Raw genomic sequence first — 17,003 nt, 5'->3', positions numbered from 1 at the left:
GTCGCGATCGTGATGGACGGCAACGGCCGCTGGGCGAAGGAGCGCGGGCTGCCGCGCACCGAGGGCCACAAGGTCGGCGAGGGCGTCGTGCTGGACGTGCTGAAGGGCGCGATCGAGCTGGGCGTGAAGAACATCTCGCTGTACGCGTTCTCCACCGAGAACTGGAAGCGCTCACCCGACGAGGTGAAGTTCCTGATGAACTTCAACCGGGACGTCATCCACCGCCGCCGCGACGAGATGGACGCGATGGGCGTGCGGGTGCGCTGGGCGGGCCGGATGCCCAAGCTGTGGAAGAGCGTCGTCCAGGAGCTGCAGGTCGCCGAGGAGCAGACCAGGGACAACGACGCCGTCACGCTCTACATGTGCGTCAACTACGGTGGCCGGGCCGAGATCGCGGACGCCGCGGCGGCCATCGCGGCCGATGTGGCGGCGGGCCGGCTGGACCCGAAGAAGGTCAACGAGAAGACCCTCGCCAAGTACCTGTACCACCCGGACATGCCGGACGTGGACCTCTTCCTGCGGCCCAGCGGGGAGCAGCGGACGTCCAACTTCCTGCTCTGGCAGTCGGCCTACGCGGAGTTCGTGTTCCAGGACGTGCTCTGGCCGGACTTCGACCGCCGCGATCTGTGGCGGGCCTGCGAGCAGTTCGCGATGCGCGACCGCCGGTTCGGCGGGGCGATCCCCAACGAGGTGCCGGCCGAGCTGGCCGCCGAGGTGCCGGCGCAGCGCTGAGCGCGCCGTCCGGCGCCCGGCACGCGGAAGGGCCCGCGGGAGGTGACTCTCCCGCGGGCCCTCGTCGTCGTTCAGGCGCGCTTGGCGCACTCCGCGCAGGTGCCGAAGATCTCCAGGGTGTGCGCGATGTCGCTGAACCCGTGCTCGGCGGCGACCGAGTTGGCCCAGCGCTCGACGGCCGGGCCCTCGACCTCGACGGTGGCGCCGCACTGCCGGCAGACCAGGTGGTGGTGGTGCCCGCTGCTGCAGCGGCGGTAGACGGCCTCGCCGTCGGCGGTGCGCAGGACGTCGACCTCGCCGGCGTCGGCGAGCGACTGGAGCGTCCGGTAGACGGTGGTGAGGCCGACCGAGTCACCCCGGTGCTTCAGCATGTCGTGGAGCTCCTGCGCGCTGCGGAAGTCCTCGATCTCGTCCAGGACCGCCGAGACGGCGGCGCGCTGCCGGGTCGATCGGGCTCGCGGCGACGGGCCTGCGGTGGTCACCGTGGGTCCTCCTGGTGGTTGGGGCGGCTGGCATCTCATTGTGCCAGCCCCGCACCGGGCGCCCGAGTGGCCGCGTCGGCCCGGCCCGGGGCGCCCGTCGCGGCCGGCTCCGGGTCCGGCAGACGGACGTCGCAGACCTTCGGGGCGGCGTCGGGGGTGCCGCGGTGGCGGCGCCGGGCGAGTGGTGCGGCGATCGCGCTGAACACCGCGAACACCGCGATGGCGAGCAGCACGATGGCCGGGCCGGACGGCACGTCGAGCTGGTAGGAGCCGGTGACGCCGGCCAGCGCGACGATCACGCCGACCGCGATGGCGCCGGCCTGGGTCGCGGCGAAGGAGCGGGTGAGCTGCTGGGCCGCCGCCACCGGGACCACCATCAGCGCGCTGACCAGCAGCAGGCCGACCACCCGCATGGCGACGGTGACGGTGACCGCGGCCATCACGGCGAGCAGCAGGTTGAGCAGCCGCACCGGGACGCCGGTGACCTTGGCGAAGTCCTCGTCCTGGCAGATCGCGAAGAGCTGGCGGCGCAGGCCCAGGGTGACGGCGACGACGACGGCGCCGAGCGCGGCGATGGTGGCCAGGTCGGCGGGGGAGACGGTCAGGATGGAGCCCCAGAGGTAGCTCTCCAGTGAACCGGCGCCCGCCTGGGCGGACTTGGAGACCAGCAGCTTGCCGCAGGCCATGCCGCCGTAGAAGAGCATCGCGAGGGCGATGTCGCCGCGCTGGTTGCCGCGCGAGCGGACCAGTTCCATGGTGACGGCGCCGAGCACGCAGACCAGGACGGCCATCCAGACCGGGCTGGTCTGGAAGATGAAGCCGAGGCCGACGCCGGTCATCGCGACGTGGCCCATGCCGTCGCCCATCAGGGCCTGGCGGCGCTGCACCAGGTAGATGCCGACGGCGGGGGCGGTGATGCCGACCAGGACGGCGGCGATCAGCGCCCGTTGCATGAAGTCGTAGCTGAGCATCTCGGTCATGACAGCAGTCCCCGGATCCGTTCGTGGTCGTGGCCGTGGTCGGCGTGCGGGTGGACGTGGTCGTGGCCGGGCAGGGCGTGCAGGCCGGTGTTGGGGACGGGCGGGCCGTCGTGGGCGACGCAGCCGTCGCGCAGGACCACGGCGCGGTCGATCAGCGGCTCCAGCGGCCCGAGTTCGTGCAGCACCAGCAGGACGGCGGCGCCGCGCGCGACCTCGGCGCGCAGGGTGTCGGCGAGCACCTGCTGGCTGGCGGCGTCCACGCCGGCCATCGGCTCGTCCATGATCAGCAGGTCGGGGGAGCCGGCCAGCGCGCGGGCGATCAGCACCCGCTGCTGCTGGCCGCCGGAGAGGTCGGCGACGCCGTCGCCGGCCCGGTCGAGCATGCCGACGGCGGCCAGCGCGCGGTCCACGGCGGTGCGGTCGGCGCGGCGGAACGGCAGCAGCCGGTGCAGCGGGAGCCGGCCGGTGGAGACGACCTCGCGCACGGTCGCGGGCACGCCGGAGGCGGCGGTGGTGCGCTGGGGGACGTAGCCGATCCGGTGCCAGGCGCGGAACCGGGCGAGCGGGGCGCCGAAGAGTTCCAGGCCGCCGTGCTCCAGCGGGACGGCGCCGGTGACGGCCTTGACGGTGGTGGACTTGCCGGAGCCGTTGGCGCCGAGCAGGGCGACCACCTCGCCGGGGCGGACGGTGAGGTCGACGCCGCGCAGCACCGGCCGCCCGCCGCGCGAGGCGACGGCGTCGTGCAGGCGGACGGCCGGGGGTGTCGGGGGAGTCATGCCGGTGGTCCCGTCAGCTGGTGGGGGTGGCGGTGGAGCCCGGGCCGGCGGTGGCGTCCGCGCCCAGGGCGGTCTGCAGGTTGGCCAGGTTCTGCCGCATGACCGTGAGGTAGTCGTCCTTGGCCGGGTCCTTGACGCCCTCCAGCGGGTCGAGGACGGCGGTCCTGAGGCCGAGGTCCTTGGCGACGGTCTCGGCGAGCTTGGGGCTGACCAGGGTCTCGAAGAAGATCGTCGTGGCGCCGTTCTCCTTGGCGGCCTTCTGGACGTCGGCGAGGCGGGCCGGGGTGGGCTCGGACTCGGGGTCGACGCCGTTGATGGCGACCTGGGTGAGGCCGTAGGCCTCGGCGAGGTAGCCGAAGGCGGCGTGGCTGGTGACGAAGGTGCGGGTCTTCGTGTCCTTCAGCCCGTCCTTGAACTCCTGGTCCAGGGTGGTGAGCCGGCCGACCAGTTCGTCAGTGTTGCGCCGGTAGTCGGCGGCGTGCGCCGGGTCGGCCTGGGCGAAGCCGTCGCCGACGCTGCGGGCCACCGCGGCGTAGCGGGTCGGGTCGAGCCAGATGTGCGGGTCGCCGGCGGCCTCGTTGTGGTGGTCGTGGCCGTCGCCCTCCGCGTGGTCCTCGGGGAGGTGGTGGTCCTCCAGCGGGGCGGCGGCGGTGGCGTCGATCCGGTACTTGGCGTGGGAGTCGGCGACCGCCTTGTCGACGGTGGGCTGCAGGCCCTTGAGGTAGACGATCGCGTCGGCCTTCTGGACGCGTCCGACCTGCTTGGCGGTGAGTTCGAGGTCGTGCGGTTCGACGCCGGCGGCGGTCAGGCCGGTGACCTTCACGTGCTCGCCGCCGATCGTCGAGGCGAGGAACTCCATCGGGTAGAAGGACGCGACGACGTTCAGCTTCCCGTCCGCGCTCCGGGCGCCACCGCCGTCACCGCAGGCCGTCAGGGTGAGGGCGGCGGCGAGGGCGGTGGCGCCCAGGGCTATGGCGCTGCGGGCACGTCGTCGGATCATCATGACAACCATTCTCAGATTAGATGGAAATGATTGTCAAATCACTCGGACGGGTGAACGAGCGGTGACGGTGAGTGGGCCGGTACCGGCGATACCGATTTGAACCCCGTACCCATATGGCCGGTAACCTGAGGTATTCGGGTACGCGCAACCAGCCGTGCCCTGACCGGGCCGTACGTACTGAAGAGAGCACTGTGGCAGCCGACAAGATCGAGACGATCGTCAGCCTGAGCAAGCGCCGTGGCTTCGTCTACCCCTGCAGCGAGATCTACGGCGGCACGCGTGCCGCCTGGGACTACGGTCCGCTGGGCGTCGAGCTCAAGGAGAACATCAAGCGCCAGTGGTGGCGTGCGATGGTCCAGGCCCGTGAGGACGTCGTCGGACTCGACTCGTCGGTGATCCTGGCCCGCGAGGTCTGGGAGGCGTCCGGCCACGTCCAGACCTTCAACGACCCGCTGACCGAGTGCCTCTCCTGCCACAAGCGCCACCGGGCCGACCACCTGGAGGAGAAGTACGAGGCCAAGCACGGCTTCCCGCCGCCGAACGGCCTCCAGGACATCAACTGCCCGGACTGCGGCACCAAGGGCCAGTTCACCGAGCCCAAGGACTTCTCGGGCATGCTGAAGACCCACCTCGGCGTCACCGAGGAGGCGAGCGGCCTGGCGTACCTGCGCCCGGAGACCGCCCAGGGCATCTTCACCAACTTCAAGGCCGTCCAGACCACCTCGCGCAAGAAGCCGCCGTTCGGCATCGCCCAGGTCGGCAAGAGCTTCCGCAACGAGATCACCCCCGGCAACTTCATCTTCCGGACCCGCGAGTTCGAGCAGATGGAGATGGAGTTCTTCGTCAAGCCGGGCGAGGACGAGCAGTGGCACGAGTACTGGCTCCAGCAGCGCTGGGACTGGTACGTCGGCCTCGGCCTGCGCACCGAGAACATGCGCCTGTTCGAGCACCCGAAGGAGAAGCTCTCCCACTACGCCAAGCGCACGGTGGACATCGAGTACCGCTTCAACTTCGGCGGCAGCGAGTTCTCCGAGCTGGAGGGCATCGCCAACCGCACCGACTACGACCTGACGGTGCACAGCGAGGCCTCCGGCCAGGACCTCAAGTACTTCGACCAGGAGTCCGGCGAGCGGTACTTCCCGTACGTCATCGAGCCGGCGGCCGGCCTCAACCGCGCCCTGCTGGCCTTCCTGCTCGACGCCTACTTCGAGGACGAGGCGCCGAACGCCAAGGGCGTCATGGAGAAGCGCGTCGGCATGCGCCTCGACCCGCGCCTGGCCCCGGTCAAGGTCGCGGTGCTGCCGCTGTCGCGCAACGCCGACCTCTCGCCGAAGGCCCGCGGCCTGGCCGCCGACCTGCGCACCGCGTGGAACGTCGAGTTCGACGACGCCGGCGCCATCGGCAAGCGCTACCGCCGCCAGGACGAGATCGGCACGCCGTTCTGCGTGACGGTCGACTTCGACACCCTGGAGGACAACGCGGTGACCGTGCGCGAGCGCGACACCATGACGCAGGAGCGCGTCTCGCTCGACCAGGTGAAGTCCTACCTGGCGGCGCGCCTCATCGGCTGCTGACGTCCTTCCGCCCGCACGGAGCCCCCGTCCGCCCTTTCCGGGCGGGCGGGGGCTCCGTGTTGCTCAGGCCTAGGACGCGCCCTGGCGCCAACCCCAGCGGGAGCGCGGGCGGCCGGCCGGGGTGGTCGGCAGGCCGGCCGTGCGCAGCGCGGCGAGCGTGGTGCGGTGCCGGACGGGATCGTCGAGCAGCGGCGTGAGCAGCGACTCGTACAGGTCCGGGCGGCCGGCCAGCGCGGCGGCCAGCCGGACCAGTTCGGCCGGCGGGCGCAGCGCCGGCAGCTCGCCCAGCAGCAGGGCGGGCAGCGGCGGGGCCATGGTGACGGCGAGGGCGGCGAGGTCCCCGGTGGGCCGGCCGGCCGCCTGGCGCAGCAGGGTCCGGGCGTCGGCGGTGCGGTCCGACCGGTAGAGCCCGGTGGCCAGCGCGGCCAGCTCGGCGGTCGGCGCGGAGCCCCATTCCCAGAGCAGGGTGTCGCCGTCGGCGTGCTGCCCGGCCCGCTCCAGGGCGTCCAGCAGCGCGGGCAGGCCGGCGGCCGGGCAGGAGCGGAGCGCGTGGAACAGGTCGCCGGCCTCCTCGGCCAGCCCGGCCTCGCGCAGCTCGGCGAGGGTGGTGGCGGCGTGCTTGGGCCCGGCGTTCACGGCGCTGCGGACGAGGTGGACGGAGGCGCCGGCCGGACCGCGGCGGGCGAGCAGGGCGGCCAGGTGGGCGGTGTCCTGCGGGGTGAGGTGCTCGGCGCCCTGGTCCAGGATGCCGGCGGCCTCGTCCGGGGAGGCCCGGCGGTACAGGGCGGTGATGCGTTCGGCCAGGGCGGACAGCTCGGCGGGGGAGCGGCGCCGGGGCGGGGCGGGGGGCGTCGGCCGCTCGGCGGTGGCGGTCTGCTGGGGGTCGTGCGCTCCGCTGCCGTCGGCTCGGCTCCCGTCGGCTCCGCGTGCGTCGGTGCGTCCGCCTTCGGCGGACGGGCCGGTGGGATTGCCGGTGGGATTGTCGGGGGGCGCGCCGACGGACGGGCCGGTGGGCGCGTTGGTGGGCATGCCGGTGGACGGGTCGGCGGGCGCGCCGGTGGGCTGACGCGGGATCCACCGACGGGGCGTCGGCTGCCGCAGCTGCTCCTCCAGCGCCTTCAGCCGGTCGCTCAGCTCCAGGCAGCGCGCCCCCAGCCCCTCGCGCAGGGTCTGCGCCTGGGTCAGCTGCCGCAGCAGCTCCGCGTCCGGCCGCTGCCGGTCGGGCAGCGCCCGCAGCGCCTCGGCGAGCCGCCGCTCGCGCTGCCCGGCGTACTGCCGGGCGCGGAGCAACTCGTCCAGCTGCGCTCTGAGTTCGAGAGCCGCCTGCTCGCTCTCACTGCCGCTCGCGTCCGGGGCGAGGGGCTGTTCCGTGTGCCGTGTACGCATGATCACCGCAACCTGTCCAACTGGGCCCTGACGGCAAGACATCCTCGCGTCGAAATACGGCGTAGGCGTTACGGCAGTGCGTCCACTTGCTTGCGAGTGGTGTCCGGAAGCGCGCGGGGCGCAGAAGTGGTGAGCCGTCCGGCGCGCGTGCTCCGCGGGCGCGCCGCCCGACAGCTCACCGTGCGGCGGCGGTCCCGGTGGTCGCCGCCAGCCGGGTGCGGGCCTCCATGAGGGCGAAGCCGAGCAGGTTCTCGCCGCGCCACTCGGCGGGGTGCCGGGCGCTCTCGTTGTCGGCGCGCAGGCCGATGCCCCAGATCCGGTCGAGCGGGCTGGCCTCCACCAGGACGCGCTGACGCGTCGACAGCAGATAGGCGCGGAGCTCCTCGTGGCGGCCGAACTTGGCCACGTTGCCCTCGACGACCAGCTCGAACCGCCCGGCCTTCCAGGCCGTGTCGTCGAAGTTCCGGACCTGGCGGCCCAGCTTCTTCGCCTCGGCGGGGCTCGCCGCCGCGAGGATCCGGGCGAGCGTCCGCTCGTCGCCGAACATCCTGGCCTTGCCCGCCATCATCCAGTGTTCGGCGGTCGCGTACCCGACGCCGTCGACGGTGAACGGGTGGTCGGGCCACCACTGGCTCAGCACCCCGGGCCCGAGCGAGCCGTCCTGCTGGTTCTGATGCCCCCAGAACATCAGCCACTTGGGCTCCGCGCCGGCCGTCACGGCGGCGGTCAGCGCGGCGCGGTCGCGGGCCTCAGCGGGGTCGATCGTGCGTTCGTCGCTCATATCGTCATGCTGACACAAAGGGGTCCGGGGCGGTCAACGGGTTTTCCCGGATCGCCGCTTGACGGTCGGGGCGAAACTGTTGAGCGATGAACTAAGGAATGTGACATATTATTGGGTCTGGTTGAAATCGGACGTATCATCACGATTCGATTCCACCGGGAGGGACCCCTCGCCCTCCCGTACCCTCGAACATCCCTGGAGTCCCCCATGAGAGACCGCACGCCTCCTGCCGCCGGCGGGGAACGCCCGGCACCCGCACACCGGCCCCGGCGCCTGCCCGGCCGGGCGGTCCTCGGGGCTCTCGCCGCTTCGGCACTCGCGCTCGCCCCGTCCGTGGCGCTCGTCGCCCCCTCGGCGTCGGCCGCCACGGCCGCGGACAAGGCCCCGACGGGCAAGGCCGCTCGGGGGCTCGGCGCCCAGCGGCCGATCGGCCCGGACCCGACGGTGGATCTGCTCGCGCACGGCAACCTCACCATGGCGTCCAACTCGGTGCTGACGTGCGACGACAGCGACGGCTCGGTCTGCAACGACACCGAGGGCACCAACAACAACCGCACCAAGTACGTGAAGACCGACCCGAACGCGCCGGGCAACAACGCGTCCTCCGCGCAGCTGGAGATCCCGGCCGGGGCCAAGGTGCTGTCGGCCCGGCTGTACTGGCAGTTCAACCCGACCAACACCAGCAACGCGGGCGGCACCTCCGGGGACATCAACACCGGCAACCAGGTGTCCTGGAAGGTCCCGGGCGGCTCCTCCTACGAGCAGCTCACCGCCGACACCTACGACTGGTTCGACCAGCAGGTCGGCGGCACCCCGCCGGAGCCGCTGCTGGCCGGGGCGGGCGTGAAGGACGTCACCGCCCAGGTGAAGGCCGCCGGCCCGGGCAGCTACACCGTCGCGAACATCCAGGCGTGCGCCGGGCGTTCCTCCGCGCAGAACTACGGCGGCAACAACGTGGGCTGCTGGGGCGGCTGGTCGCTGGTCGTCGCCTACGAGAACCCGGCGGAGCCGCTGCGCTACCTCCAGGTCTGGGACGGCTTCCAGCTGCTGCGCTTCCCCGACAACCTGGCGACGCTGACCCTCTCCGGCATCCGCACGCCCGCCACCGCCCCGCCCGCCACCATGGGCGTCACCGTCGGCGACGGCGACGTGCCGATCCAGGGCGACCAGCTGCTGGTCGGCTCCTCGACCGACAATCTGACCCTGCTTTCGATGCCCGGCCCCACCGGGGCCGACACGGAGAACGCGTTCACCAGCCGGATCGACCACGTGGCGGCGAACGGGACCGGCACCAACATCACCACCCGTAACCCGGCGCCGGTCAACAACTACGGCTACGACGCCCGGATGATCGACGTCACCGGCAAGATCCCGGCCGGCAGCCACCAGGCCGTGCTCCGGATCGACGGCTCGGGTGACGCACTGCACCCGCAGGCGGTCTGGCTCGCCGTCGACGCCCTCGAACCGGACCTCCAGATCACCAAGGCCAACCAGCCGGCCGGCTCCACCACGAACAACCCGCCCGGCACCGTCGACCCCGGCGCCGAGATCACCTACACCTTCAACCTCGCCAACCGGCACAAGGACGGCACCACCGCCGACCTCGACACCGCCACCGGCGTCACCCTGACCGACGTGCTGCCCGCCGGCACCAGCTACGTCGACGGCTCCGGTCCCGGCTGCAGCGCCTCCGGGCGGAACGTCACCTGCATCGCCGCCGACCTGGCGCCGGGCGCCGAGACCACCGTCTCCTTCCGGGCCCGGGTCGACGCCGGGCTCGCGCCGGGCACCAAGCTCGACAACACCTCCTCGCTCTCCTACCGCGGCGGCCAGACCGGCCGCGACCAGCAGCGCACCAGCAACACCGTGCGCAACACCGTCTCCGAGCACGCCGGCTACCGGCTCGCCAAGAGCGCCGACAAGGCCCAGGCCCTGCCCGGTGACACCGTGAAGTACCAGGTGGACATCACCAACACCGGCAACGCCCCGCTCACCGGGCTGACCGTCACCGACGACCTGTCCGCCGTCCTCGACGACGCCGTCTACAACGGGGACGCCGCCGCGAGCGCCGGCAAGGTGTCCTACACCCAGCCGGTGCTCGGCTGGACCGGCGACCTGCCGGTCGGCGGCAGCGCCCGGGTGACGTACTCGGTGAAGGTGAAGGACCCGGCCGCCGGGGACCACACGCTGCGCAACACCGTGGTGGCCGACCGGCCCGGCGGCAACTGCCCGGCCGGCTCGACGGCGGGGGAGTGCACGGCCACGGTGACGGTGACCACGTCCTCGCCGTCCCCGACCTCCTCGCCCTCCGCCTCGCCGTCCACGGACCCCTCCACCTCTCCCTCCACCGAGCCGAGCACCTCGCCGAGCACCTCGCCCGGTTCCTCGTCCTCGGTGACCGCGACCGGCGGCAGCAGCTCCCACCCGGAGCCCACTGGCACGCAGCAGCCGGGTGCCGGCGGTGGCGGTAACGGTGGCGGCGGCCTCGCCGCGACGGGCAGCCAGGTCGCGCTGATCGGCGGCATCGGCGCCGCCGTCGTCATCGGCGGCGCGGCCCTCGTCCTCGCCTCGCGTCGCCGGAGCCACCGGCACTGACGCCCGCTCCTGACCCGAGAGCGGCCCCACCGCGGTTGTCGGTGGGGCCGCTCTCCCTTTCCGCCGCTCAGGCGGCCTTCTGCCGGGCCACGTCATGGGTGCGTTGCCGCAGGCGGCGGACGGCCGGGATCTGCGCGTGGCCGGGCAGCGCGGCACCGAGGGCGCGGAAGTGCTCGTCGCCCCGGGCGGAGCTGAGCGTCACGTAGTCGTCGAGGAAGCCGTGCCAGGTCTCGCACGCCGCCTCGATGTGGCCGAGCTCCGACTGCCTGCGCGCGAGCAGCCCGTTGGCGTGCACCCGTCCCTGCTTCTCGTGGCCCGGACGGGCCCGGGTGGAGGTCTGGAGCTCCTTGACCGAGCCCGGCAGGTCGCCGAGTTCGTACAGCACGTGCGAGACGTGGAAGTGGAAGGCGGCCTGGTCGTAGCCGCCGACGGCGTCGTTGCGCCCGTCCGCCCGGGAGAGCGCGGCCTCGGTCTCGGCCAGCCGGGCGAACGCCTGCCGGCGGTCCTTCACCATCGCGGCGCCGTGGGCCTGCTGACCGGCGAGGAAGGCCCGCAGCCGCGGCCCCGCCGCCGGAGCGGCCTCGGCGGCGGAGTCCGCGAGTTCCAGCGCCCTCGGTCCGTAACCGAGGTTCGAGGCCTGCAGGGCCATGCCGCGCAGGGTCCGGCAGTAGGTGGTGTGGTCCCGCGCCTCGCGGGCCAGCCTCAGCGCCTGGACGTAGTACTGCTGCCCCAGTCCGTGGGCCGTCTCGTACATCGCCATCCAGCCGGTGAGATAGGTGAGGTCGGCCGCCGCCGCGAGCAGCTCCGCCTTCACCGGTGCGCTCCCGGCCGCCCGGAGCCACGGCCCCACCGAGTTCACCAGGAACGCCGCCGCCATCGGCCGGGCGTGCGCCGCGCCCAACTCGTCGAGGATCCCGGCGATCCGCTCCGTCATCGCCCGGACCGTCCCCACCTCGCCCGCCCCCACCCGCACCGTCCGGCCCGTCCCCGCCCGGGCGGCCCGCTCGGCGGCCTCCGGATCGTCGAACACGGGCAGGGTGAGCGCGACGGAGTACAGCCCGGCGGCGAGCACCCCACGGCGGGACGGATCCATATCGGCCTTTCCGATCGACATCAGGTCGGACAGTGTGCTGGTGCGACCGCCTCGCCGGTCGTGCTCGCCGAAGCCGGTCTCCTCCGGTGTCACCGGCCGGTCCAGACGGCGCGCGAAGGCCTCCCGGACCAGCTCGTGGACCTCCGCGCGCGGCCGCACGCCGGAGAGCCAGTGCGAGACGGAGGACTTGTCGTAGGTGAGCGCCAGACCGGCCTCCACCCCTGTCCGGTTCACCGCGCGGGCCAGCTGGTCGTTGCTCCAGCGGGCCTGGAGGAGAAGTGCGGCCAGCGCGGTGTTGGCTGTGCGCGGTCGTCTCGCCATCGCGATCCCCGTTTCTCCGTTCAACCGGTTCAACGACCGGACCGGCTTCGCCGATACTCCCTCTCCGTGTACCCGCGTTGACTGTAGGTCAGCCCATCGGCCGTGCGGAGGCGCTCGTGCCCCGTACGCCCCACTGACCGGACGGAGCCCCCCATGACCATCAGCCTGTCGGAGAAGGCCGGATCGCCCGTTCTCGGCGCCTGGGCCGTCCCGCCCGACGAGGAGGCGGTGGTGGCCGCGCGGCGGTCGGTGGTGGAGAGCGCGCGGAAGCGGGGCGTACCGCTCTCGGCGGAGGCCCTGGGTGAAGTCGAGCTGTGCGCGGGCGAGTTGATCGCCAACGCGGTGGAACACACCCGCGAGCGCTGTACCGTCACCGTGCGCTGGGCGAACGGCCTGCTGCGGGTCGAGGTCGCGGACGTCCGTCCGGCACTCGTGCGCGGCGGGGCGGAGCCCGAAGCCACCGGCGGCCGGGGCCTGTTGCTGGTGGAGGCGCTGGCCGAGGGGTGGGGCTGGGAGTGCTCGGGCACCGGCAAGGTGGTCTGGTTCACGTACGCCCCGGATCTGCCGGCTCCGGCTCCGGTCCCTGCTCCGGCCCCTGCTCCGGCTCCGGCCTCGCGGGCGGGGTGAATCCTTTCGCGGGGTCGCCGCCTCTTATGGGCGGCTTCGGTGAGCGCCGGGGCGGAGGAGGAGGATTCCGGTGATGGTCTGGGTGGCCGTGGTGGCCAGCGTGGCACTGATCGTGACGTGCGGCGTGACCGTGCTGCGGAAGTGGGGGCGGCGGCGTGGCTGAGGTGCGGGAGTGGGTGGGGAGTTCGGTGGTGGCCGCGGCGCGGGACGGGGACGTGGAGGCGATCGCCGCGCTGGTGTCGGGGGCGCATCCGCATGTGCGGCGGTTCGCCCGCTCGCTGTGTGCCACGCCGGAGGACGCCGAGGACGCGGCGCAGGAGGCGCTGATCATCCTGTACCGCAAGATCGGGATGCTGCGGGCGACCGGGGCGCTGGGCTCCTGGATGTTCCGGATCGTGCGCAACGAGTGCCTGCGGCGGGCGCGTTCGCTGCTCAGGGAGCGTCCGGCGGCCGGGGAGGCGTCGTACCGGTCGGTGGAGGACGAGGTGCTCGGGCGGCTGGAGGCCGGGCGGGTCGCGGAGGCGATCGCCGCGCTGCCGGAGGACCAGCGGCGGGTGCTGATCATGCGGGACGTGCAGGGGCTCAGCGGACGGACGGTCGCCGATGTGCTGGGGCTCAGCACCTCCGCCATGAAGTCGCGGCTGCACCGGGCGCGGGCCTCGGTGCGGGCGGTCACGCTCGGAGGGGAGCGGTGAAGGCCGGGGAACCGGGGCGTGCGACCGGGACGCTGACCGGGCAGTTGCTGCGGGGCGGGGTCGGATTCGGCGCGCTGCTGGGGGCGTTCGCGCTGCTGCCGTTCGCCGGGCCGGTGGCGCTGCTCCTGCTGCCGGTCGCGCTGCTGGCCTTCCGGGGGTGTCCGACGTGCTGGGTGATCGGGCTGCTGGAGACGGTGTCACGGGGGCGGCTGCGGCGTGAGTGCGTCGACGGGCGCTGCGCGTCGGGGAAGGGCGGGGGGAGGTAGGGACGTGGGCGCGTCGTGGCCACCCCGCAAGCGCGGGATGGCCACGACGGAACCGGGGACCCAGGCCCGGCCGTCAGCCGATGGAACGGGGCAGCCGGGTGGTCAGGTAGAAGATGGTGAACGAGCCCAGGAGCTGGATGCCCAGGCAGAGCGCGAGCGCGTGGGCCATGCCGAGGGCGGGGGAGAGGGCCAGGTAGAGGGAGCCCAGGGTGGCGACGCCCAGGGCGAGGCTGGACTGCTGGCTGGTGGCGAGCACCCCGCTGCCGACGCCCGCCCGGTCGGCGGGGACCTTGGAGAGGACGACGCGGAACAGCGGGGTGCCGATCAGCCCCTGGCCGATGCCGGCGAGGGCGACACCCGGGGCCATCCGCAACGGGGAGAAGCCGTCCGGGTCGGCGAGCACGGTGAGGGCCAGGGTGGCGAGGCCGGTGGCCTGGACGGCGGCGCCGGCGGTCAGGACCCGGCTGCCGAAGCGGCCGATCAGACGGGGGCCGGCGAGGGAGGCGGTGAAGTAGCCGACCGCCATCGGGACCAGCGCCCAGCCGGCCGCGACCGGGCCGAGGTGCAGGCCCTGCTGGAGGGAGACCGCGATGACGAACATGAAGCCGCCGAACCCGCCGAAGTAGGGCAGCGCGATGCCGAGGCCGCGCCGCATCTCGGGGATGCGCAGCAGGGTGGGCGGCACCAGCGGGGTGTCACCGCGGCGCTCGGCCCGGCGTTCGACCAGGGCGAAGGCGGTGGCGAGCAGGGGGAACAGCGCGAGCAGCACCCAGGACCAGAGCGGCCAGCCGGCGGCGCGGCCCTCCATCAGCGGGACGAGCAGGGAGAGCAGGGTGGCGGTGAGCAGGACGGTGCCCGTGATGTCGATCCTGGCGGCCTGCTCGGCGCGGCTCTCCGGGACGAAGCGCAGGGCGAGCACGAGGGCCAGCAGGGCGAAGGGGACGTTCAGCAGGAAGACCGAGCGCCAGCCGCTGCCGAAGAGGTCGGCGGCGACCAGCATGCCGCCGAGCACCTGGCCGATGACCACCGAGATGCCGCCGACCGCGCCGTAGACCGAGAGCGCGCGACCGCGCCGGGCGCCGTGGGTGGCGGCCGTGATGGTGCCGAGCACCTGCGGGATCAGCAGGGCGGCCGACGCTCCCTGGGCGGCCCGGGCGGCGACCAGGGACCAGGCGTCGGGGGCGAGCCCGCAGGCGAGCGAGGTCACGGCGAAGGCGGCGGCCCCGGCGAAGAAGAGGCGGCGGCGGCCGAAGATGTCGCCCAGCCGGCCGCCGAGGACCAGCAGGACGGCAAAGGCGATGCCGTACCCGGCGGCGACCAGCTCCAGCACGGCGGGGCCGGCGGCGAGGTCGTGGTCGATGGTCGGCAGCGCGACGTTGACGATGAAGAAGTCCAGCATCGGGAGGAACGCCCCGAGCAGAACGGTGACCAGTCCGGCGGTGCCGAGGGAGGGGGAGCCGGCGGAGGAGCGGGCGGAGGGGGTGGCTGGGGAAGCGGTGGCGAGGGGCCTGGTGGCGGTCAGTTGCTGGGTCACGGTCCTACGATCCGCCGCGTCGCACCCTGGTACCAGAGTGTGCTTATCCGGGTATAAGAAGTACCTGGAAACAGGATGACGAGTGGCGCATCCTGGTGGAATGAGTCTGACCACCGTCACGGCAAGCGCGGCCGCGGCCACCACCGTCGCCGGATCCACCGTCGTGGAAACCACCGGCAAGGCACCCGCCGATCCGCGGCGGCAGCAGCTGGCGGCGTTCCTCCGCAACCGCCGGGAGCGGATCACCCCCGAGCAGGTGGGGCTGCCACTGACCGGCCGGCGGCGCACGCCGGGGCTGCGCCGTGAGGAGGTGGCGCAGCTCGCCGCCGTCGGCGTCACCTGGTACACGTGGCTGGAGCAGGGACGCGAGATCCAGGTGTCCGTCCAGGTGCTGGACGCGGTGGCGCGCGCCCTGCTGCTCGACCCGAGCGAGCGGGCCCATCTGTTCACGCTGGCCGGAGCGGAGGACCCGGCGCCGGTGCGGGAGTGTCTGACCGTGACCCCGAGCATCCGGCTGACCCTGGACCGGATGGCGCCCTACCCGGCCGCGGTGATCAACTCCCGCTACGACGTGCTGGCCTGCAACGCCCAGTACACCGGGATCGTCGGCGACCTGGAGGCGCTGCCCCCGGAGGACCGCAACCTGATGTGGCTGGCGTTCACCCCCTCGCGCTTCCGTGACGTGCTGGTGGACCACGAGGACGAGCGCGAGGTCATGGTGGCCCGGTTCCGCTCCGGGATGGGCGACCACGGGGGCGAGCCCGCCTGGCGGACGCTGCTCGGCCGGTTGCGCCAGGCCTCCCCGGTGTTCGACGAGGCCTGGCAGCGGCACGACGTGCTGCGGCCGGGGAACGGCCTGAAGCGCTTCCTGCTGCCGGAGGTGGGCCTGCTGCGCTTCGACTACACGAGCTTCTGGCTGGGCCCGTCCCAGGGCCCGCGGATGGTCGTCTACACCCCGAAGGACGAGGAGACCACCGCGCTGGTGACCCGGCTGCCCACCGGTCTGCCGTCGGCCGTCGCCGTGACGCCGGCCCCGGCGGTGCCGGCCCGCTGACGGCCGCCGCGCGCGGGCCAGCCCGAGCGCCAGGCAGAGTGCGGCGAGCGGGAGTTCGACGCAGCTCGCCATCATCAGCGCGGCGAGCGCCTCGGCGCCCGGGGCGGCCGTGGCGATGTCGACCAGGGCGTCGCCCGCGAGCAGCAGGGCGACCACGGCGGCGGGCACGACGGCGCCCGGCCGGCGGTGGCGCAGGACGGCGTCCAGCCGGAGCAGGGCGGCGAACTGGCACAGGTCGAGGACGACCCACGCCGTCTCGCCGGCGGCCGCGAGCACCGCCACCCAGGGCAGCAGCGCGAAGGCGGCGAGGACGGGCACCCGCGCGGCGACCGGGGCGAACGACGGGAGAGCGGGGCGGGCGGACAGGACAGCGGTGCTCATCGGACGTCCTCCGACCCCGTCACGAGGGCGCGGGCGCCGCGGGCGGCGCGCACCCGGGTCAGCGGGGAGCGCTCGGACCCGGCCCCGCCGGCCGGCTCGACGAGCACGCCGGCGAAGACGCCCTCGGCCCAGGCGAGCCAGAACTCCCCGGCGACGGTGACCACCTCGCCCGCCGCGACCACCGGCGCGGGCCGCCCCGGGAGCCGGAGCAGCCGCCCGCCGGTGAACCCGACGGCCGGGGCGGCGCCGCCCCGCGGCAGCCGCCCCCAGGCGAGCCCGTGCCGGATGCGCCGCCGCCCGCCCGTCCACGCACCGGCACCGGCACCGGTACCAGCACCGGTCCAGGCGCGGGCGCCGCGCAGCAGACCGCGGCCGAGCCGGGCGGCGACCAGCACGTCCACCAGCTCGCCGTGCTCGTACACCTCCAGCGCCGCCCGTCCGCGCCCGGCCGGAACGCTGCGCACCGACCACGGCCCGACCGGCGCGACCGGGCCGTCCGGCAGCTCGAACCCGTCGAAGAAGCCGCCAGGCCCGACCGGCAGCCGGCCCTCGGCCTGGACGGTGTCGGTGGCGACGGCGGCGGCCGAGGCGGTGCCGTGGGCCGGGCGCCGCCCGTGCGGCGGGGTGGCGGAGTTCGATGCGCTGCTCGTCATGCCGTCAAGACTCGTCCTCGGCCGCCTTGTTGTCGGTAGTGCGCCGATCCGAATCGAGGGTGTACCTAGC

16 protein-coding genes are annotated in these 17,003 nt (G+C 73.6%); 7 read left to right on the top strand and 9 right to left on the bottom strand.

The genetic code is table 11. The features are described from left to right. Positions 1-732, top strand: a 732-nt coding sequence (locus ABZW10_RS32230; RefSeq protein ID WP_355373064.1) for an isoprenyl transferase, incomplete at its 5' end; no start/stop codon positions are given. A 71-nt stretch (positions 733-803) separates the two neighbouring features. Here the strand turns inward: ABZW10_RS32230 and ABZW10_RS32225 are convergent. Genes ABZW10_RS32225 through ABZW10_RS32210 form a run of 4 tightly spaced genes read right to left on the bottom strand, consistent with a single transcriptional unit; the run spans position 804 to position 3,973 of the window. Next, positions 804-1,214, bottom strand: coding sequence for a Fur family transcriptional regulator (locus ABZW10_RS32225; RefSeq protein WP_355373061.1), 411 nt, complete (start codon positions 1,212-1,214; stop codon positions 804-806). Positions 1,215-1,249: 35 nt separating this feature from the next. After that, a complete protein-coding gene (locus tag ABZW10_RS32220; protein WP_355373059.1) occupies positions 1,250-2,194 on the bottom strand; it encodes a metal ABC transporter permease in 945 nt (314 codons plus the stop codon). Then, positions 2,191-2,970: a metal ABC transporter ATP-binding protein gene (locus ABZW10_RS32215; RefSeq protein ID WP_355373056.1), complete on the bottom strand. Its 780-nt coding sequence runs from the start codon at positions 2,968-2,970 to the stop codon at positions 2,191-2,193. Before ABZW10_RS32215 ends, ABZW10_RS32220 begins: the two co-directional genes overlap by 4 nt. A gap of 13 nt (positions 2,971-2,983) precedes the next feature. Beyond that, positions 2,984-3,973 (bottom strand): metal ABC transporter substrate-binding protein, encoded by a 990-nt coding sequence (locus ABZW10_RS32210; protein WP_355373054.1) that lies wholly within the window; start codon positions 3,971-3,973, stop codon positions 2,984-2,986. A gap of 191 nt (positions 3,974-4,164) precedes the next feature. On the opposite strand from ABZW10_RS32210, the gene ABZW10_RS32205 reads away from it, so the two are divergent. Then, positions 4,165-5,547 carry a glycine--tRNA ligase gene (locus ABZW10_RS32205; protein ID WP_355373051.1) on the top strand — a complete coding sequence of 461 codons (1,383 nt, stop codon included), beginning with the start codon at positions 4,165-4,167 and terminating at the stop codon, positions 5,545-5,547. Positions 5,548-5,616: 69 nt separating this feature from the next. Here ABZW10_RS32205 and ABZW10_RS32200 read toward each other — a convergent pair whose 3' ends face one another. Further along, a complete protein-coding gene (locus ABZW10_RS32200) occupies positions 5,617-6,933 on the bottom strand; it encodes a hypothetical protein (RefSeq protein ID WP_355373048.1) in 1,317 nt (438 codons plus the stop codon). A 175-nt stretch (positions 6,934-7,108) separates the two neighbouring features. Beyond that, positions 7,109-7,714 (bottom strand): NADAR family protein, encoded by a 606-nt coding sequence (locus ABZW10_RS32195; protein ID WP_355373045.1) that lies wholly within the window; start codon positions 7,712-7,714, stop codon positions 7,109-7,111. Positions 7,715-7,921: 207 nt separating this feature from the next. Between ABZW10_RS32195 and ABZW10_RS32190 the strand changes: the two genes are divergently transcribed. Continuing rightward, positions 7,922-10,309: a hypothetical protein gene (locus ABZW10_RS32190; protein WP_355373043.1), complete on the top strand. Its 2,388-nt coding sequence runs from the start codon at positions 7,922-7,924 to the stop codon at positions 10,307-10,309. 67 nt (positions 10,310-10,376) lie between these two features. Here the strand turns inward: ABZW10_RS32190 and ABZW10_RS32185 are convergent, their stop codons facing one another. Continuing rightward, the gene (locus ABZW10_RS32185) at positions 10,377-11,723 is read right to left on the bottom strand and encodes a hypothetical protein (RefSeq protein ID WP_355373040.1); all 1,347 of its coding nucleotides are present in this window, start codon (positions 11,721-11,723) and stop codon (positions 10,377-10,379) included. A 153-nt stretch (positions 11,724-11,876) separates the two neighbouring features. Here ABZW10_RS32185 and ABZW10_RS32180 point away from each other — a divergent pair, with 153 nt between their 5' ends. The 3 genes from ABZW10_RS32180 to ABZW10_RS32170 all read left to right on the top strand — a co-directional run bounded on the left by ABZW10_RS32180 (position 11,877) and on the right by ABZW10_RS32170 (position 13,311). Then, the gene (locus tag ABZW10_RS32180; protein ID WP_355373037.1) at positions 11,877-12,350 is read left to right on the top strand and encodes an ATP-binding protein; all 474 of its coding nucleotides are present in this window, start codon (positions 11,877-11,879) and stop codon (positions 12,348-12,350) included. A 155-nt stretch (positions 12,351-12,505) separates the two neighbouring features. Beyond that, positions 12,506-13,045: a sigma-70 family RNA polymerase sigma factor gene (locus tag ABZW10_RS32175; RefSeq protein WP_355373035.1), complete on the top strand. Its 540-nt coding sequence runs from the start codon at positions 12,506-12,508 to the stop codon at positions 13,043-13,045. Then, positions 13,042-13,311 (top strand): hypothetical protein, encoded by a 270-nt coding sequence (locus tag ABZW10_RS32170; RefSeq protein ID WP_355373032.1) that lies wholly within the window; start codon positions 13,042-13,044, stop codon positions 13,309-13,311. The genes ABZW10_RS32175 and ABZW10_RS32170 overlap by 4 nt, the downstream gene beginning before the upstream one ends. 73 nt (positions 13,312-13,384) lie before the next feature. On the opposite strand, the gene ABZW10_RS32165 is transcribed toward ABZW10_RS32170, so the two are convergent. After that, positions 13,385-14,743 (bottom strand): MFS transporter, encoded by a 1,359-nt coding sequence (locus ABZW10_RS32165; RefSeq protein ID WP_355373073.1) that lies wholly within the window; start codon positions 14,741-14,743, stop codon positions 13,385-13,387. Between the two features lie 202 nt (positions 14,744-14,945). Between ABZW10_RS32165 and ABZW10_RS32160 the strand changes: the two genes are divergently transcribed. Next, positions 14,946-15,899: a helix-turn-helix transcriptional regulator gene (locus ABZW10_RS32160; RefSeq protein ID WP_355373029.1), complete on the top strand. Its 954-nt coding sequence runs from the start codon at positions 14,946-14,948 to the stop codon at positions 15,897-15,899. A 377-nt stretch (positions 15,900-16,276) separates the two neighbouring features. On the opposite strand, the gene ABZW10_RS32155 is transcribed toward ABZW10_RS32160, so the two are convergent. After that, complete coding sequence (locus tag ABZW10_RS32155) at positions 16,277-16,933, bottom strand: hypothetical protein (RefSeq protein WP_355373026.1); 657 nt, start codon at positions 16,931-16,933, stop codon at positions 16,277-16,279. Between the last annotated feature and the right edge of the window lie 70 nt (positions 16,934-17,003).

It is taken from the genome of Kitasatospora sp. NPDC004723, from assembly GCF_040609255.1.
GTDB lineage: Bacteria > Actinomycetota > Actinomycetes > Streptomycetales > Streptomycetaceae > Kitasatospora.
The sequence above is the reverse complement of the archived record's forward strand: the minus strand, read 5'-3'. Positions and strand labels throughout refer to the sequence as shown.

What these genes read in the sequence shown, in the direction of transcription:
- ABZW10_RS32220 (WP_355373059.1), bottom strand. Translation starts at nt 2,194, where the DNA reads ATGACCGAGATGCTCAGCTACGACTTCATGCAACGGGCGCTGATCGCC.
- ABZW10_RS32215 (WP_355373056.1), bottom strand. Translation starts at nt 2,970, where the DNA reads ATGACTCCCCCGACACCCCCGGCCGTCCGCCTGCACGACGCCGTCGCC.
- ABZW10_RS32210 (WP_355373054.1), bottom strand. Translation starts at nt 3,973, where the DNA reads ATGATGATCCGACGACGTGCCCGCAGCGCCATAGCCCTGGGCGCCACC.
- ABZW10_RS32200 (WP_355373048.1), bottom strand. Translation starts at nt 6,933, where the DNA reads ATGCGTACACGGCACACGGAACAGCCCCTCGCCCCGGACGCGAGCGGC.
- ABZW10_RS32195 (WP_355373045.1), bottom strand. Translation starts at nt 7,714, where the DNA reads ATGAGCGACGAACGCACGATCGACCCCGCTGAGGCCCGCGACCGCGCC.
- ABZW10_RS32190 (WP_355373043.1), top strand. Translation starts at nt 7,922, where the DNA reads ATGAGAGACCGCACGCCTCCTGCCGCCGGCGGGGAACGCCCGGCACCC.
- ABZW10_RS32185 (WP_355373040.1), bottom strand. Translation starts at nt 11,723, where the DNA reads ATGGCGAGACGACCGCGCACAGCCAACACCGCGCTGGCCGCACTTCTC.
- ABZW10_RS32180 (WP_355373037.1), top strand. Translation starts at nt 11,877, where the DNA reads ATGACCATCAGCCTGTCGGAGAAGGCCGGATCGCCCGTTCTCGGCGCC.
- ABZW10_RS32160 (WP_355373029.1), top strand. Translation starts at nt 14,946, where the DNA reads ATGAGTCTGACCACCGTCACGGCAAGCGCGGCCGCGGCCACCACCGTC.
- ABZW10_RS32155 (WP_355373026.1), bottom strand. Translation starts at nt 16,933, where the DNA reads ATGACGAGCAGCGCATCGAACTCCGCCACCCCGCCGCACGGGCGGCGC.